Origin of the sequence: Mesorhizobium sp. C268A, assembly GCF_040324475.1 — a bacterium.
GTDB lineage: Bacteria > Pseudomonadota > Alphaproteobacteria > Rhizobiales > Rhizobiaceae > Mesorhizobium.
The window spans coordinates 1,134,466-1,149,367 of record NZ_JAMYVX010000001.1; the positions used below are offsets into that span (position 1 = coordinate 1,134,466).

At 60.6% G+C, this 14,902-nt stretch carries 16 protein-coding genes; 8 read left to right on the forward strand and 8 right to left on the reverse strand.

From position 1 onward, the window contains the following. The first annotated feature begins 91 nt into the window (after positions 1-91). The 4 genes from NKL06_RS05815 to NKL06_RS05830 all read left to right on the forward strand — a co-directional run bounded on the left by NKL06_RS05815 (position 92) and on the right by NKL06_RS05830 (position 2,293). Entirely contained in the window at positions 92-673 is a 582-nt protein-coding gene (locus NKL06_RS05815; RefSeq protein ID WP_023692851.1) for a LabA-like NYN domain-containing protein, read from the forward strand. Between the two features lie 12 nt (positions 674-685). Continuing rightward, positions 686-1,342 carry a uracil-DNA glycosylase gene (locus NKL06_RS05820; RefSeq protein WP_023692850.1) on the forward strand — a complete coding sequence of 219 codons (657 nt, stop codon included), beginning with the start codon at positions 686-688 and terminating at the stop codon, positions 1,340-1,342. A gap of 90 nt (positions 1,343-1,432) precedes the next feature. After that, entirely contained in the window at positions 1,433-1,660 is a 228-nt protein-coding gene (locus NKL06_RS05825; RefSeq protein WP_081725581.1) for a DUF2188 domain-containing protein, read from the forward strand. Between the two features lie 30 nt (positions 1,661-1,690). Next, positions 1,691-2,293, forward strand: coding sequence for a hypothetical protein (locus NKL06_RS05830; RefSeq protein WP_023692849.1), 603 nt, complete (start codon positions 1,691-1,693; stop codon positions 2,291-2,293). A 33-nt stretch (positions 2,294-2,326) separates the two neighbouring features. Here NKL06_RS05830 and NKL06_RS05835 read toward each other — a convergent pair whose 3' ends face one another. Continuing rightward, a complete protein-coding gene (locus tag NKL06_RS05835) occupies positions 2,327-3,340 on the reverse strand; it encodes a zinc-binding alcohol dehydrogenase family protein (RefSeq protein ID WP_023692848.1) in 1,014 nt (337 codons plus the stop codon). A 127-nt stretch (positions 3,341-3,467) separates the two neighbouring features. Between NKL06_RS05835 and NKL06_RS05840 the strand changes: the two genes are divergently transcribed. Continuing rightward, positions 3,468-3,827 carry a winged helix-turn-helix transcriptional regulator gene (locus tag NKL06_RS05840; protein WP_023692847.1) on the forward strand — a complete coding sequence of 120 codons (360 nt, stop codon included), beginning with the start codon at positions 3,468-3,470 and terminating at the stop codon, positions 3,825-3,827. A gap of 47 nt (positions 3,828-3,874) precedes the next feature. On the opposite strand, the gene NKL06_RS05845 is transcribed toward NKL06_RS05840, so the two are convergent. After that, entirely contained in the window at positions 3,875-4,558 is a 684-nt protein-coding gene (locus tag NKL06_RS05845; protein ID WP_031208933.1) for a response regulator, read from the reverse strand. A 433-nt stretch (positions 4,559-4,991) separates the two neighbouring features. Next, positions 4,992-5,465 (reverse strand): Lrp/AsnC family transcriptional regulator, encoded by a 474-nt coding sequence (locus tag NKL06_RS05850; protein ID WP_023692845.1) that lies wholly within the window; start codon positions 5,463-5,465, stop codon positions 4,992-4,994. Positions 5,466-5,615: 150 nt separating this feature from the next. Here NKL06_RS05850 and NKL06_RS05855 point away from each other — a divergent pair, with 150 nt between their 5' ends. Next, on the forward strand, positions 5,616-6,503 hold the full coding sequence (locus NKL06_RS05855) for a DMT family transporter (RefSeq protein WP_023692844.1): 888 nt from the start codon (positions 5,616-5,618) through the stop codon (positions 6,501-6,503). Between the two features lie 32 nt (positions 6,504-6,535). Here NKL06_RS05855 and NKL06_RS05860 read toward each other — a convergent pair whose 3' ends face one another. The 3 genes from NKL06_RS05860 to dapA all read right to left on the reverse strand — a co-directional run bounded on the left by NKL06_RS05860 (position 6,536) and on the right by dapA (position 8,741). After that, positions 6,536-7,276, reverse strand: a complete 741-nt coding sequence (locus NKL06_RS05860) for a glycoside hydrolase family 25 protein (protein ID WP_023692843.1) — start codon at positions 7,274-7,276, stop codon at positions 6,536-6,538. A gap of 78 nt (positions 7,277-7,354) precedes the next feature. Further along, on the reverse strand, positions 7,355-7,834 hold the full coding sequence (gene smpB / locus NKL06_RS05865) for an SsrA-binding protein SmpB (RefSeq protein ID WP_023692842.1): 480 nt from the start codon (positions 7,832-7,834) through the stop codon (positions 7,355-7,357). A 25-nt stretch (positions 7,835-7,859) separates the two neighbouring features. Then, complete coding sequence (gene dapA / locus NKL06_RS05870; protein WP_023692841.1) at positions 7,860-8,741, reverse strand: 4-hydroxy-tetrahydrodipicolinate synthase; 882 nt, start codon at positions 8,739-8,741, stop codon at positions 7,860-7,862. A 247-nt stretch (positions 8,742-8,988) separates the two neighbouring features. Here dapA and NKL06_RS05875 point away from each other — a divergent pair, with 247 nt between their 5' ends. Together NKL06_RS05875 and NKL06_RS05880 are read left to right on the forward strand one after the other, a co-directional pair. Beyond that, on the forward strand, positions 8,989-11,037 hold the full coding sequence (locus NKL06_RS05875; protein ID WP_023692840.1) for a lytic transglycosylase domain-containing protein: 2,049 nt from the start codon (positions 8,989-8,991) through the stop codon (positions 11,035-11,037). 293 nt (positions 11,038-11,330) lie between these two features. Further along, entirely contained in the window at positions 11,331-12,221 is an 891-nt protein-coding gene (locus NKL06_RS05880) for an alpha/beta fold hydrolase (protein WP_023692838.1), read from the forward strand. Between the two features lie 68 nt (positions 12,222-12,289). Here the strand turns inward: NKL06_RS05880 and NKL06_RS05885 are convergent, their stop codons facing one another. Together NKL06_RS05885 and NKL06_RS05890 are read right to left on the reverse strand one after the other, a co-directional pair. Continuing rightward, positions 12,290-13,357, reverse strand: a complete 1,068-nt coding sequence (locus NKL06_RS05885) for a tyrosine-type recombinase/integrase (RefSeq protein ID WP_023692837.1) — start codon at positions 13,355-13,357, stop codon at positions 12,290-12,292. Between the two features lie 239 nt (positions 13,358-13,596). Further along, complete coding sequence (locus NKL06_RS05890) at positions 13,597-14,769, reverse strand: porin (protein WP_352580049.1); 1,173 nt, start codon at positions 14,767-14,769, stop codon at positions 13,597-13,599. Positions 14,770-14,902 lie beyond the last annotated feature (133 nt).

Below are 14,902 nucleotides of genomic sequence, written 5' to 3' on the forward strand. Positions count from 1 at the left end.
ACGAAAGGTCAGCCGGTTTATTTACGAGCCGACCGATATAAACGACCCATTTCGATTAGTCCGCCACCTATTTCGAAAAAGGAATATTGCCATGTTCGACCCCCGTGAAAAAATCGCTCTATTCATTGACGGTGCCAATCTTTACGCCACGTCGCGCGCACTCGGCTTCGACATAGACTACCGCAAACTGCTGGCCAGTTTCCAGAAGCGCGGCTATTTGCTGCGCGCCTACTACTACACCGCATTGGTCGAGGATCAGGAATACTCTTCGATCCGCCCGTTGATCGACTGGCTCGACTACAATGGCTTCAAGGTGGTGACCAAGCCGGCCAAGGAATTCACAGACTCGACCGGCCGCCGCAAGATCAAGGGCAATATGGACATCGAGTTGACCGTCGACGCGCTCGAACTTGCCGATGTCGTCGACCACTATGTCATCTTCTCCGGCGACGGCGATTTCCGCACGCTGGTCGAGGCGCTGCAGCGGCGCGGCCGCAAGGTCTCGATCGTCTCCACCATGGCCTCGCAGCCGCCGATGATTTCGGACGATCTGCGCCGCCAGGCCGATCATTTCATCGACCTGACCTCGCTCAAGAACGAGGTCGGCCGCGATCCCTCCGAGCGGCCGGTGCGCCGGCCCGAGCCGGCCGAGGTCGAAGAGGAAGATTATTGAGAAGCGGCGGCCTTGAACGCCGCTTCCGAACCCGACCGCGACTGCCCGCTGTGCCCGCGCCTGCATGATTTCATCGCGGACTGGCGGCAGCGCGAGCCGTCCTGGTTCAATGCGCCGGTGCCGACCTTCCTGCCGCCTGATGGCGAGGATGCAGTCGAGTTGCTGATCGTCGGGCTGGCGCCAGGCCTGCGCGGCGCCAACCGCACCGGGCGGCCGTTCACCGGCGACTATGCCGGCGACCTGCTCTACTCCACGATGATCGCTCACGGCTTTGCCCGCGGCGAGTTCAAGGCGCGGCCGGATGACGGACTGCAGCTGGTCGGCACCGCGATCACCAACGCGGTGCGCTGCGTGCCGCCGGAAAACAAGCCGGTTGGTGCCGAGATCACCACCTGCCGCAGCTTCCTGGTGCCGACGATCGCGCGCTTCCCCAAACTGCGTGCCGTGCTGGCGCTAGGCTCGATCGCGCATCAATCGACAGTCCGGGCGTTGGGCGGGCGTGTCGCCGCCTATCCATTCAAGCATGGCGGCCGGCTCGAGGCCGGCACTGTGAAGCTGTTTTCCAGCTATCACTGCTCGCGCTACAACACCAACACTGGTGTCTTGACGGAAGCGATGTTCGTCAGTGTGTTCGCCGAGATCCAGAACTATCTAAACTCCCCCACCTAGCGTTCCATATCGTCCGGTATATGATTGGAATTGCCTATCGCGTCGCCATATAATGGTTGGTGAGATTCCTGGGATTAAGGGCCATACGCCATGAACAAAAAAGGACAGCACGTCGTCCCCAATGGTGACAAATGGAGCGTAAGACGGTCCGGAGCGTCTCGCGCTTCGGGGACTTTTAGCACCCAAAAAGAAGCCATTGAGAGAGCTAGGGATATCGCTCGCAACCAACAGACCGAACTTTACGTCCATGGTCGTGATGGACGCATAAGGGAGCGTGATTCCTATAGCGGCAACGATCCGTTTCCGCCGAAAGGGTGAGAGTTGGCCGGGGGGTCATTTGGGAAATCGGTGTTCATAAACTGTCCTTTTGACAAGGACTATGAGCCGATTCTTCAGGCCATCTTATTTTGCGTTGTCTACTTGGGCTTCGAGCCACGAATAGCCACTGAGAGCAACGACTCGGGCTCGGTACGCCTTAACAAGATTTGCGAAATCATCGAGAATTCAAAATACTCGATACATGATCTGAGCCGCTGCCAAGCGAAAAAGAAGGGCGAACATTTTCGCCTCAACATGCCTTTTGAGCTTGGGGTCGACTATGGCTGCAGACGTTATTTTGGCCAGGAAAGGGAAGGGAAGCGGCTCCTAATTCTGGAAGAGAAAATGTACCGCTACCAGGCGGCGATATCCGATCTTTCAGGCTGCGACATACAAGCCCATGCAGGCGATTTTCAGAATGCTGTCAGGAAAGTCAGAAACTGGTTGGTGAGTGAAGCTCAAATTAACGCACATGGCGCCGCTAGAATCCTTGGCGCCTACGCTGACTTCCAGGAGTGGTATTACGAAAGCCAGCTAGCCGCCGGATTTTCAGAAGAAGACATTCAGGACTACCCGACGTCAGAACTGCTGGTTGCAATGAATTCCTGGGTTGTCCAGGGAAAACCTCTCTAAAGATTCCTGCAGCCAGCATAGTTCACTTCCGCATCAGAACCCCTCCAGCACGATCTTGCCCTTGGCCTTGCCGGTCTCGATCAGCGCATGGGCACGCTTCAGATTGGCGGCGTTGATAGTGCCCAACGTTTCGCCCAGCGTGGTGCGGATGATGCCGTCATCGACAAGCCGTGCCAGTTCATTCAGATGCTCGCCCTGCGCGGCCATATCAGGCGTTTCGTATAGCGAGCGGGTGAACATCAGCTCCCAGTGGACCGAAACGCTCTTGCGCTTGAACGGATTGATGTCGAGCGTCTGCGGGTCGTCGATCAAGCCGAAACGGCCCTGCGGCGCGATCAGTTCGACGATCTCGGCCAGATGTTTGTCGGTGTTGGTCGTCGAGAAGACAAAGGCCGGCGCGCCGATGCCGAGCGCTGCAACCTGGGCGGCGAGCGGCTTGGAATGGTCGACGACATGATGGGCGCCAAGCCCAACCACCCAGTCGCGTGTTTCGGGCCGCGATGCGGTGGCAATCACCGTCAGATCGGTCAACTGGCGCGCAAGCTGGACCGCAATCGAACCGACGCCGCCGGCGCCGCCGATGATCAAGATGGCGTTTGTGGCGCCTGCGACAGGCTTCTTCACGTCAAGGCGGTCGAACAGCGCCTCAAAGGCGGTGATCGCCGTCAGCGGCAGCGCCGCCGCCTCGGCATAATGGAGCGCGCTCGGCTTGCGGCCGACAAGGCGCTCGTCGACGAGATGGAACTCGGCATTGGTGCCTTGCGGCGCCAGCGCACCGGAATAGAAGACGTCATCTCCTGTTTTGAACAGGCTGGCGTCCGAACCCGTGGCGGCAACCCGGCCGGCTGCATCCCAACCGAGCACACGCCAGCTTCCGGCCTCGGGCCTGGCGCTTTTGCGGATCTTGGTGTCGACTGGATTGACCGAGATCGCCTTCACCTCGACCAGCAATTGACGGCCTTTCGGCTCCGGCTTGGGCAGGTCGATGTCGACGAGGGAGGCCTCATCGGTGATGGGGGCTGGGATTTGGTAGCCGACGGCGCGCATTCTGGTTCTCCGCGATTGCTGTTGAGCGTTGGTGCTGTTGAGCGTTGTATAGGGCAGAGATGCGGCTTATGTTCGCAAAGCGCAAGAATGCACATATAAAGCACATAGTGTCGAAAAGGATACCGTCATGCCGCGCGTTCGCCATGAACGATTCGATTGCAGCCCCGGCTGCACCGTGGAAGGAACGCTGCGCTATATCGACGGAAAGTGGAAAGGCGTCGTGCTCTACCATCTGTTGGCAGGCACAATGCGCTTCAACGAGATTCGCCGGCGTATCCCGAACTGCACCCAACGCATGCTGACCAACCAGTTGCGCGAACTGGAGATGGATGGGCTGATCGCCCGCAAGGTCTATGCGCAGGTGCCGCCGAAGGTGGAATACAGCCTTACGGCGCGCGGCCGAAGCCTGGAGCCGGTAATCACTGCCCTGAAAGTCTGGGGCGATGCGAATGTGACGCTGGCGCCGGAGGTTTCGCAGGCCGCCTGAAGCCTCGGCTGTGATGCCGGGACCGGGTTGGTGACGCGTGTTTGTATCTACGCGGCCAGCCGACGAATAACAGCTTTTGTTACCATCTCGAAAAGTTCCTGAGCATTGTTGGTGGATCCTTGACTGCCATGGTCGAGCGCCTCCTGCTTGTGCTCCGGTGCGTTAGACCCCGCGTAGAAAAACAGAGGGGTCTGGTCGTCTTGGGCTCGGAGGCGATCGAGCAGAACATAGCCTTCCCGCGGACCTTCCTTGCGGCCCATGTCGGAAATAATCGCCGCGTATCTAGCAGCAGACAGCCTTTCAAAGGCCTCTTCGGTTGAAAGTGCCAATGTGAAACGCAGCCCCAACGCCTCAAGCACTTGGCGTTCATGGGTGTTGTTTTCTGGCCTATCATCGACCCAGAGAATACTGTTTCTCCACCCATCGTCGTTTATCGCGGCAGCGGCACCAGTGGCCCCGGTTACCTTGCGGGGGCCTACTTCCGACGTTTGCGCATTGCCCTTTGCGTCCAGGGAGGTCAGCCAAATGAGGACAAACAGAACGAGGACAGGAAATAAAACCAAAAAATAGGCTATTGGTATTCTCTCGACTTCGGTGAATGAGCTCGCGAAAATGGCAACAGCCGACGCGAACCCATAGACCACAGCAGTAAAAATTGCGACAATTACCCCTATCTCATTTCCGGCTGATAATTTTGCTGCACTCCTAGATTTCGCTGCTTGATCGCTCATTTTGCACCTACCCCCTATTCCCCATTCGAACATAGGCAATTTCAGCGAGATACTCAAACCGAGCCGAGGAGGATTGTTATTCAGCGCCGGCTGGAATGTCAGATTTTTGTTTTGCAACGCAGTAAAGTCAGCAAGTCAGGCATGGCACTGCTGTTTAGACCGGCATCAGCTTCAATCGTCCTGGCGCCGCGCGGCAAACTCAGCCAACTTTCTCCCGCCCGCCCTTCAGGACGTTCAGATCGACATCGCCGATGATGCCATCGACGCGGCCCATATTGCGGCACTGCCAATAGACTCAGTCATCCTCGCTCGGCTTGAACGCCAGTGAGCGCAGCCAGCGCTGCCGTATGGCGGCTTTCCCGATATAGGCTTCCTCCGCCTCATCGGTCGGGTGGACGATCGCGACCTTATCAAAGGGGGCTTCGACCGGCCCTCACACCGGCAGCAGCGCGTCCGGCTTCACGTCCGATATCGACGCATAGGTGTGCGTTTCTCTGACACCTGGCAGCGGCAGGATCACGTGCTTCAAAAAATCCTGGTAGGCGGCCATTTCCGAAATGCGCGCCTTGACCAGATAGTCGAAGCCGCCGACGACCATATGGCATTCCAGCACTTCGGGGGCTTTTGCCACCGCTTCGGCGAAGCGGTCGAACACATGCGGTGCCGCCTGGTCGAGCCTGACTTCGATGAAGACAAGCGTGCCGCGGCCGATCTTTTGCGGATTGAGCACGGCCCGGACAGCGGTGATGAACCCGTCACGAAACAGGCGCTTCACCCGCTGGCTGGTACCGGTCGGCGACAGGCCGACGCGGGCGGCGAGATCGAGAGTGGTGCGACGCCCGTCCTCCTGCAACAACCGCAGCAAGCTACGATCGATGGCATCAAGCTGATCGGATTCATGATTCACGTTTGTAGCGCCTCCATTGTGTGAATTTCACTTCCAGATCTCGGAAAAAGCATATTTCATCGCACTATTTTCGACAATAGGCTGCGTTTCCAACGAAAGCCGCGGAGCGAAATGCCTCCGCCGGCAGGATTGAGCGGATCGAGAATGCGCGTGGCAGAGGACCGAAACACGAAGCCGGCAATCCTTGCGGGCCTGGCCATGATCGGCATTTACGCCGTGCAGTTCGTCGCCGCCCGCTTCAGCCTGCGGGAGCATCTGACGGCGACGGATCTCGCAACCTTGCGCTTTGTCGGCGCCGGCATGGTCATGCTGCCGGTCATCTGGAGAAGCGGCCTGGCGACCGGCAAGGCATTGGGCTGGCGGCGTGCCTTGACGCTGACGGCGCTGGCCGGACTGCCCTACCCCATCATCATCAATTGGGGTCTCACCTGCGCGCCTGCCGCCCATGGGGCGGCACTCTGCCCTGCCTCGATCGTGTTCTTCTCGTTCGTGCTGTCGTACATCGCAACCACCGACAAAGTCTCGCGCCAGCGAACCGTCGGTGTCGCCGCCATCATCGCCGGGCTGATCCTGTTCATTGCGCCGGCGAACATCGGCGGCAACATGAAGGACGTCTTCTTCGGCGATCTTCTGTTCGTCGCATCGGGCGCGATGTTTGCCGCCTATGCAGTTCTCGTGCGGCGCTGGCGCGTCGACCCGGTTACGGCGACCGCAACGGTCGTGCTCCTGTCATGCGTGCCGCTACCGCTGCTCTATCTCTTTGCCCCGAGCGGCCTCCACGCCGCATCAGTGGCCGAGATCGCCAGCCAGATCGTCATTCAAGGGTTCTTGGCCGGTGCGGCCGCCATGTTCCTCTTTACCTATATCGTCCGACAGCTGGGGTCGCAGGCGGCATCGCTGTTCATGCCATGCGTGCCGATCGCAACGGTGCTGATCGCCATGACGGTGCTCGGGGAAACGCCGACCGGCATCCAGTTCGCCGCCATCCTGATCATGGCTGCAGGGATGGCTTTTTCAGCCATTTCCAGACCTGCGTGAGGCTGTGGGTAGCCAAAGCTTGCCTGATCCGTTCAGGGCGATGGAGACGTTTGCGGAGAGACCAATTCGGGCGCGGCAAACAACTCCCCCAGTCTCTCCCGCCCACCCTTCAGCACGTTCAGATCGACATCGCCCGTGATGCCGTCGACGCGGCCCATATTGTGGTACTGCCAGTACACCCAGTCGTTGTGATCCGGCTCCAGGAGCAATGAGCGGCGCCAGAGCGGGCGAACGGCGATTTTCCCGGCATAGGCCTCCTCCGCCTCGTCGGTCAGGTAGACGATCGCGGCCTTGCCGAAGGTGGCTTCGACCGGGCCGAGGAAAGCGGCGAGTTCGGCATTCAGCTGCTCGGGCGTCGGCCGTTGCGGACAATTGCCGCCGAATTCGATGTCGACCACCGGCGGCAGCAGTGGTTGATCGTTCGGCACTACCGAAATGAAATTTTTCGCCTGGTCGGCACCCGGCCGGCAGAAGGTGAAGAAGTGATAGGCGCCGACCGCAAGCCCGGCCGCACGCGCCTCGCGCAGATTCTTGGCGAAGGCATCGTCGACATGGTCGCCACCCTCGGTCGCCTTGATGATGGCGAAGGCGACATCGTCGGCCGCAACGCGGCGCCAATCGATCTCGCGCTGATGATGGGAAACGTCGATGCCCCTGACCGGATAGCTGTCACGATCCGGCGAAAAGGTCTGGAAATAAATGAAGCCGCCCGCCGCGACGATGCCGGCAAAGACCAGACTGGCCGCACCCCAGAGGATGATCCGGTTCTTCAAGCTTTCCCCGCCGTGTGTCGTTGCTGTAGCTGTTAGCAACTTGAAAGCCGATGTCTGGCTTTTCTGGGGCCCGACGTTCTAGCCGCGTTCCTTCATGAGCCGGCCCTTTTCGCGCGACCAGTCGCGCTGTTTTTCGGTCTCGCGCTTGTCGTGCAGTTTCTTGCCGCGGCCGACGGCGAGCAGGAGCTTGGCGCGACCCTGATCGTTGAAATAGATTTTCAGCGGCACCAGCGTCATGCCTTCGCGGTCGATGCTCTGCGACAGTTTTGCCATCTCGCGCTTGTTGAGCAGCAGCTTGCGGCGCCGCCTGGGCTCGTGGTTGAAGCGGTTGGCCTGCAGATATTCCGGCAGATAGGAGTTGATCAGCCAGATCTCGCCGCCCTCGACCGAGGCGTAGCTGTCCTGGATGTTGGCCTGGCCCTGACGCAGCGACTTGACCTCGGTGCCGGTCAGCACCAAGCCGGCCTCGACAGTGTCGAGCACCTCATAGGAAAACCGCGCCTTGCGGTTTTCCGAGACGGTCTTGTTGTTGGGATCGGCTTTTCTGACCTGGTTCATGATGTGGAGAGGTGGCGCCTCATCCCTAATTAATCAAGCCGGCGTGCTTCAATGCCGCGTCGAGCTTTGCCGCAGTCGAGTCCTCGACAGTGACAAGCGGCGAGCGCAGCACGTTTTCGATCTTGCCCAGCTTCGACAGCGCGTATTTGGCGCCGGAGACACCGGGTTCGATGAAAATCGCCTTGTGCAATGGCAGCAGCCGATCCTGCAGTTCCAGCGCCTTGGCACTGTCGCCGGAAAGCGTTGCCTCCTGGAACTCGGCGCAGAGGCGCGGCGCGACATTCGACGTCACCGAAATGGCTCCGACGCCGCCATGAGCGTTGAAGCCGAGTGCGGAGGCATCCTCACCCGAAAGCTGGATGAACTCCTTGCCGCAGGTGGCGCGCTGCTCGGACGCACGCTCGACCTTGCCGGTGGCATCCTTGACGCCGACGATGTTCTTGAAGTCGTGTGCCAGCCTGCCCATCGTCTCCGGCATCATGTCGATGACCGAGCGCGGCGGGATGTTGTAGATGATGATCGGCAGCTTGGTCGCCCTGGCGACGGCGGCGAAATGCTCGTAGAGGCCACGCTGCGTCGGCCTGTTGTAATAGGGCGTGACGACCAGTGCGGCATCCGCGCCGGCCTTCTCGGCATATTGCACAAGCCCAACTGCTTCCTCGGTGTTGTTGGAGCCGGCGCCGGCGACGACCGGAACGCGGCCCTTGGCCACCTCGATGCAGACCTTGATGACATGACGGTGCTCGTCATGCGACAGCGTCGGCGATTCGCCGGTGGTGCCGACCGGGACGAGGCCTGTGGTGCCCTCTGCGAGTTGCCATTCGACAAGCGCGCGAAAGGCTTTCTCGTCGAAACGCCCGCTCTTTTCGAACGGTGTCACGAGCGCAGTAAGCGAGCCTCTCAGCATGTCGTCCAACTCCTTGGGACTTCTAGGGTTTCTTGACGTGTTTTAGCGTCGGCGCCTTCTAGCCGAAAGCGAAGCCGCGCACCATAGTCTCGACACGGTTGCGCGGCAAGCATGGCGATGGTGCCAGCAAGCGCAATTCGAACGACCTCGATAATCCTTTGTTTACGGGCTCTTCACGACCTAAGTCTAGGCTTCAAGGCATCTCGGCCTGCTGGTGAATGCCGCAACCAAGGAAGACATAAAGACCATGCCGGCCAGTCGGCCACTCCGCTTCGCATTGCTTGGCGCCGTTGCCCTGCTGATAGCGGGGACGGCGGCAAACGAGAGCGTCGACGAGCAGACGACCTCGTCGATCCCGATGCCCAGTCTACAGGATAGGGGCCTGCAGGACGGGGCGCAGACCGATGCGCCCTCCGCCAGCATCGTCGTGTTGAAAAGCGGTCTCGACGCGTTGGCGACCGGCGATATTGCCGCGGCACGCGCCGTGCGCGAGACCTTGCCGGCCAAGTCGCTCGACCGCCATATCCTGGCCTGGGCGATCGCGCTCTATGGTGGCGACCGTGTGCCGAGCAGCGAGATTGCCGATACCGCAAAGATGCTGCCGAGCTGGCCGGGCACCATCGCCTTGCGCAAGAACAGCGAGCGCGCACTCTACCGCGAAAGCCCGTCGCCGCAGACCGTGGCGAAGGCCTTTGGCGGCAGCCAGCCGCTGACCTTCGAAGGCGTGATGGGCCTTGCCCGCTCCTATGTGGCGCTGGGCAATACCAAGGCGGCGCTCTCGGTGCTGTCGCCGTTCTGGCGCACCGAAAAGCTGGAAGCGAAGGATGAGGCGGCCGTCATCAAGGAGTTCGGCGCCATCATCCCGATTGCCGACCATCGTTTCCGCATGGAGCGGATGTTTTATGCCGACCGGGTAAATTCCGCTCAGCGCGTCGCCGCGCTTGCCGGCGCGCAGCCATTGGCCGATGCCTGGGCGGCCGCCTCCCGCGGCGACAAGAACACGGCCAAGCTGTTGAAAGCGGTGCCCACAGCAGTGCGCTCAGCCGGCTTTTTCTTCGCGCAGGCCGAATATCTGCGCAAGCAGCGGAAGTTTGCGGACGCAGCGGCGGTGGTGATGAAAGCGCCAACGAATCGCGACGCATTGGTCGATCCCGATGCCTGGTGGGTCGAGCGCCGCGTGCTGTCGCGCGAACTGGTCGACCAGGGCGACTGGAAGTCCGCCTACAAGATCGTTGCCGCGCATGCCGCCGAAAGTCCCACCAGTGCGGCGGAAGCTGAATTCCACGCCGGCTGGTATGCGCTGCGCGGTCTCAACGATCACGAGACCGCCTCGACCCATTTTGCGCGCATCGCCGATCTCGCGCAGGGGCCGATGTCGCTGTCACGTGCCTATTACTGGCTTGGCCGCGCGGCGGAAGTCGGCGGTCCCGGCGATGCGAAGGGCTATTTCACCAAGGCGGCAGCCTATGGCACGACTTTCTACGGCCAGTTGGCGGCGGAACGGGTTGGCCTGCGCACGCTGAACATCGTCTATCCCGAGCCAAGCACCGCCGACCGCCAAAGCTTTGACGGCCGTGAAGCCGTCAGCGCCATCAAACGGCTGCAGGAAGCGGGCTATGACCGCTATGCCGAGACGCTCTACCGCGACCTCGCCGGGCAGTTGACCAGCCCCGGTGAACTGGCGCTGCTTGCGGTGCTGGCGGAAAAGCAGGGCAATCATTTCATGGCGCTGAAGATCGGCAAGATCGCCGGAGCGCGCGGCATCGATGTCGGAGCGCTGTCGCATCCGCTGGGCGTCATTCCCGACACCGCCGACATTTCCGGCTCGGGCAAGGCGCTGGCCTATGCGATCGCGCGCCAGGAAAGCGAGTTCAATGTCGGCGCCGTCTCCAGCGCCGGCGCGCGCGGCCTGCTGCAGTTGATGCCGGGCACCGCAAAGCAATTGGCGAAGAAGGCCGGCTTGACCTTCTCGCCGGATCGGCTGACCAGCGATGCCGGCTACAACGCGACGCTAGGGGCTGCCTTTCTCGGCGAACAGCTCGACCGCTTCGGCGGCTCCTATGTGCTGACCTTCGCCGGCTACAATGCCGGCCCCAACCGCGCCAGCCAATGGGTGGCGAAATACGGCGACCCGCGCGGCAAGGGGATCGATGCCGTCGTCGACTGGATCGAGCGGATTCCCTACACGGAAACAAGAAGTTACGTGCAGCGCGTGATGGAGAATTACGAAGTCTACAAGATGCGTATTTCGGGGAAGTACGACATTGTTGGGGATCTGGTGAACGGACGGAGCTGAGGCTACCGACGGCTCGATAGGCGATTTCGCTGAAGCTGCCGACCTCCCCCCTTGCGGGGGAGATGCCTGGCAAGGCAGAGGGGGCTGTCCCTCGGCCTATCAGCCAACGCATCGTATCATTCGCGGCGAAGCCATTCAGGTTGGCGATCCTTCACACCCCCTCTGGCCTACCGGCCATCTCCCCCGCAAGGTGGGAGATTAGCAGCCTTTGCGTCGCGCCTCCGATTTGACCGCTGCCACTGCCGCCTGTAGCAGTCGCAGGCGATCCGACAACGGCGAGGAATCGAGTCTGCATGTCAAACCACGACGGTTTCTCCGACTTCTTTTACACAGCGCCGGATGGACTCAGACTTCACGCCCGCGTCTATGGCGAAGCGAATTCCGGCCACTGGCCGGTCGTCTGCCTGCCTGGCCTGACCCGCAACGCCCGCGATTTTCATGAGCTGGCGCTTTACCTGTCGCAGCGCGCCGACCATCCGCGCAAGGTCATCGCCTTCGACTATCGCGGCCGCGGCCAGTCGGCCTACGATCCCGATATCGGCCACTACAATGTCGGCGTCGAGGCCGGCGATGTCCTCGCCGGGCTGGCCGCTCTGAACGTCGAGGAAGCGGCCTTCATCGGCACATCGCGCGGCGGGCTGATCATCCATGTGCTCGGCGCGCTACGGCCAGCCGCGCTGAAAGCCATTGTGCTGAACGACATCGGACCGGTGATCGAGGCCGCGGGGCTTGCCCATATCCAAACCTATCTCGACCCAGCGCCGAAACCGAAGAGCCGCGCTGAGGCGGTCGAGGCCCAACGCATCGCGCATGGCGCGGATTTTCCTGCGCTTACCGAAGCGGATTGGGAGCGGATGGTGACGGCCCTCTACCGCGAGACGGACGAAGGGTTGTTGCCGGATTTCGACCCGCGGCTGGTGGAGACGGTGGCGAGCCTCGACCTCAGCAAGCCGTTGCCGGATCTGTGGCCGCAGTTCGAGGCGCTGGCGGCCATCCCTTTGCTTGCCATACGCGGCGCCAACTCGAAACTTCTGTCAGTCAGAACACTCGAGGAGATGCAAAAGCGCCATACTGGTATGGAAGCGATCACCATCGATGGCCAGGGCCACGCGCCCTTCCTGGAGACAGGCGATCTGCCCGGCGCCATCGCGGCCTTCCTGACCAAAGCACAAGACGCAGCCTAGATAAAGTAAACCCCAAGATCAAATATGATCCTGGGGTTGCGATTTCAGTATATAAGCGCTCGGCGAAACTATTTGGCTTTCGAGCTTTTCCGAGGTGCCTTTGCCGGCTTCGACGCCGCCTCGCCCTTTTTCGTCGGAGCTGCAGCTGAAACAGTGGTCAACGGAGATGCGAAGGCCGAGCTTTCGACGGACGGCCCCTCGCCGCGCGGCGTCTCCAACACGACGACGCAACCGTCGAGATCGTTGGTCGCCAGATGCGCATAACGCATGGTCATCGAAAGCGTCTGGTGGCCGAGCCACATCTGCACGCGTCGGATGTCGATGCCGCCCTGGACCAGACGCGACGCGCAGGTGTGGCGCAAGATGTGCGGCACCACCTGGTCGTCGGCGCCGAGACCGACTTCGGCCTTCGCATCGTTCCAGATGGCGCGAAATTGGGCCTGGCTGAGTTTGGTGAACGGGCCCTTGGGCCGGCGGCCCTCTGACGGGGGCAGTTTGATCACCTCTTTGACCCGCTCGGTCATCGGGATGGTGCGGCTGCGGCCGGATTTGGTGATCCAGAACGAGACGCGATGTTCCTGGATGTCGTTCCAGATCAATCCAAGCGCTTCGCCGAGGCGGCAGCCGGTATCGACGAGAAAGACCGAGAGACGGTAGGCATCTTCGCTGCGGCTCTTGATGGCTGCGAACAGCTGCGCCTCTTCGCTCCTTTCGAGGAAACGAATCCGTCCCGCCCGCTCTTTCTGGCGGCGGAACTCGGGCAGGCTGTGGATATCCCCCATCTTGTAAGCCTTGCGCAGCAGTTTGCTGAGGGCAGCCATCTTTCGATTGATGGTTGCGTTGCTGTTGCCGCGCTGGCGCAAGGTGCCGATAAGGTTGTCCAGGGTGCTCTGGTCAAAGGCGCTGAACCGTTCTCCGAGGAGAATCTCGTCTATTTCGCCGATGAACGAGCTGACATTGTATTTATGCCGCCCATCGTCCCAGAGTATGTCTCGGTATGCTGAAAAAAGCTCTCCGACCCGGTGCGACTTTACTTCTCTTATCTTGTTGTAGCTGTATTTTATCTTCGCAGTTTGAGAAGAGAACATTGAGAAATGTTCGGAGGGGTCGCCCTCTTGTATCGCTTCGATGGTCATAAAATGCCACACCCCCGAGTGGATAGAGTCAGACCTATCCGCTTGGAAGCGTCCTTTCAAGAGATTTAATCACGCAGTTGTGAATTCATCCGCCCATCAGCGGATCCCACGAACTCACCCTACGGACTGTTCAGCTGCCGATTCCCCTGTTCCTTCTGCTTGTCTTGACCCAGTCACGAAACAAAACAGCCCGGGCGTTGAAGCGCCCGGGCTGGTATTCACTTGTCTAAAGCCAGCCCTTAGAACGAGCGCTGGAAGCGGAGCATGCCGCCAATGGCGTCGTCATCGCGGGCATCGGTCCAATCGGAGTCGCCAACGTTGATGTAGTCGACTTCGGCCGTGACCGTGAAGCCGGGGACGACGTCATAGGCGATGTTCGCCGCGGCGCCGAAGTTCTTGTCCTCGTCATACGAAAGCTGGACGTTGAACGAGGTCTTCTCGTTGATGGTGTAGGTGCCACCACCCCAGACTGCCCAGTTGCCGCCCCACTGCTTGTAGAAGCCGCGGCCGCCGGCCGGGATTGCCCAGGTCGGATCCGACAGGTTGTCGTCGGTGCCATAGCCGCCAATGATGAACAGCGACAGGTTCTGCATCGGGGTGACGTCCAAACGCACCTTGCCGGCGACTTCTTCGTAGTTGCTGTCGTAAGCAATCACGCCGGTGATGGCGCCCCAGCCCTGTGTGTACTTCAGACCGCCGACGACATGCGGAACATAGCTGTCGATGGTGCCGACGACGCCAGAGCCTTCTTCGAGCGAGAGGACGGCGGAGAAGCCGTTGCCCGCATCGAAGTAGTACTGGATGACGTTGGTGTCGAAGCCGCCGTAGGGGACCAGCGTATCCTGGATGACGTTGCCGGCATAGCCGATGAACGTATTGAAGGCCGATTCGTCTTTACCGACGCGCAGGCCACCGAGCTGGATCCAGGCGAAGTTCAGCGAAACGCTCTTCATGCCGGCCGGATTGCTATCGAAAGCGGTTTCATCGACGAGGGGTGTGGCCGGATCATCAGCGATGTTGGTGGCGTACCGATTGTTGTTGCCGAAGTTGAAGCGGGTCTCGGTGTAGGTCTTCAAGGTGCCGAGTTCGGTTTCCTGGCCGGTCCAGGTCTTGAAGGTGGCGCGGGCATTCTTGTACCAGGTGTCCTGCGCGTCACCATCTTCGTGGTCGAGCGACTCCGCACCCGTGAATGCGCCGACGTCGCCGGCGCCGATATCGTAGCGGACATAGCCGCCGATGCGCAGGCAGGTTTCGGTGCCGGGAATGTAGAAGTAGCCCGAGCCGTAAACGTCGCAAATCTTGACGTATTCAGCCGGTTCCGGCTCGGCGACGACGACGGCGTCGGCGGCGCGCGCACCGGAAACTGCGATCAGGGCCGCAGCGGAGCCGAGGAGAAGGCTCTTAATGTTCATTTTCTGACCTCCAGTCAAAAGTTAAAAAACGGGTCTGGGTATTCTTTGCTGAAGGACAGCGTTCCCTGCCCCATCCCCACTACCGAAAAAGATGCGCACCGCGCCGCTCCTTCGAAATCGACATTACCCATGA

Excerpts from the sequence above, each read along its gene's own strand:
- NKL06_RS05815 (WP_023692851.1), top strand. The coding sequence starts at position 92 with ATGTTCGACCCCCGTGAAAAAATCGCTCTATTCATTGACGGTGCCAAT.
- NKL06_RS05825 (WP_081725581.1), top strand. The coding sequence starts at position 1,433 with ATGAACAAAAAAGGACAGCACGTCGTCCCCAATGGTGACAAATGGAGC.
- NKL06_RS05835 (WP_023692848.1), bottom strand. The coding sequence starts at position 3,340 with ATGCGCGCCGTCGGCTACCAAATCCCAGCCCCCATCACCGATGAGGCC.
- NKL06_RS05840 (WP_023692847.1), top strand. The coding sequence starts at position 3,468 with ATGCCGCGCGTTCGCCATGAACGATTCGATTGCAGCCCCGGCTGCACC.
- NKL06_RS05845 (WP_031208933.1), bottom strand. The coding sequence starts at position 4,558 with ATGAGCGATCAAGCAGCGAAATCTAGGAGTGCAGCAAAATTATCAGCC.
- smpB (WP_023692842.1), bottom strand. The coding sequence starts at position 7,834 with ATGAACCAGGTCAGAAAAGCCGATCCCAACAACAAGACCGTCTCGGAA.
- dapA (WP_023692841.1), bottom strand. The coding sequence starts at position 8,741 with ATGCTGAGAGGCTCGCTTACTGCGCTCGTGACACCGTTCGAAAAGAGC.
- NKL06_RS05875 (WP_023692840.1), top strand. The coding sequence starts at position 8,989 with ATGCCGGCCAGTCGGCCACTCCGCTTCGCATTGCTTGGCGCCGTTGCC.
- NKL06_RS05880 (WP_023692838.1), top strand. The coding sequence starts at position 11,331 with ATGTCAAACCACGACGGTTTCTCCGACTTCTTTTACACAGCGCCGGAT.
- NKL06_RS05885 (WP_023692837.1), bottom strand. The coding sequence starts at position 13,357 with ATGACCATCGAAGCGATACAAGAGGGCGACCCCTCCGAACATTTCTCA.
- NKL06_RS05890 (WP_352580049.1), bottom strand. The coding sequence starts at position 14,769 with ATGAACATTAAGAGCCTTCTCCTCGGCTCCGCTGCGGCCCTGATCGCA.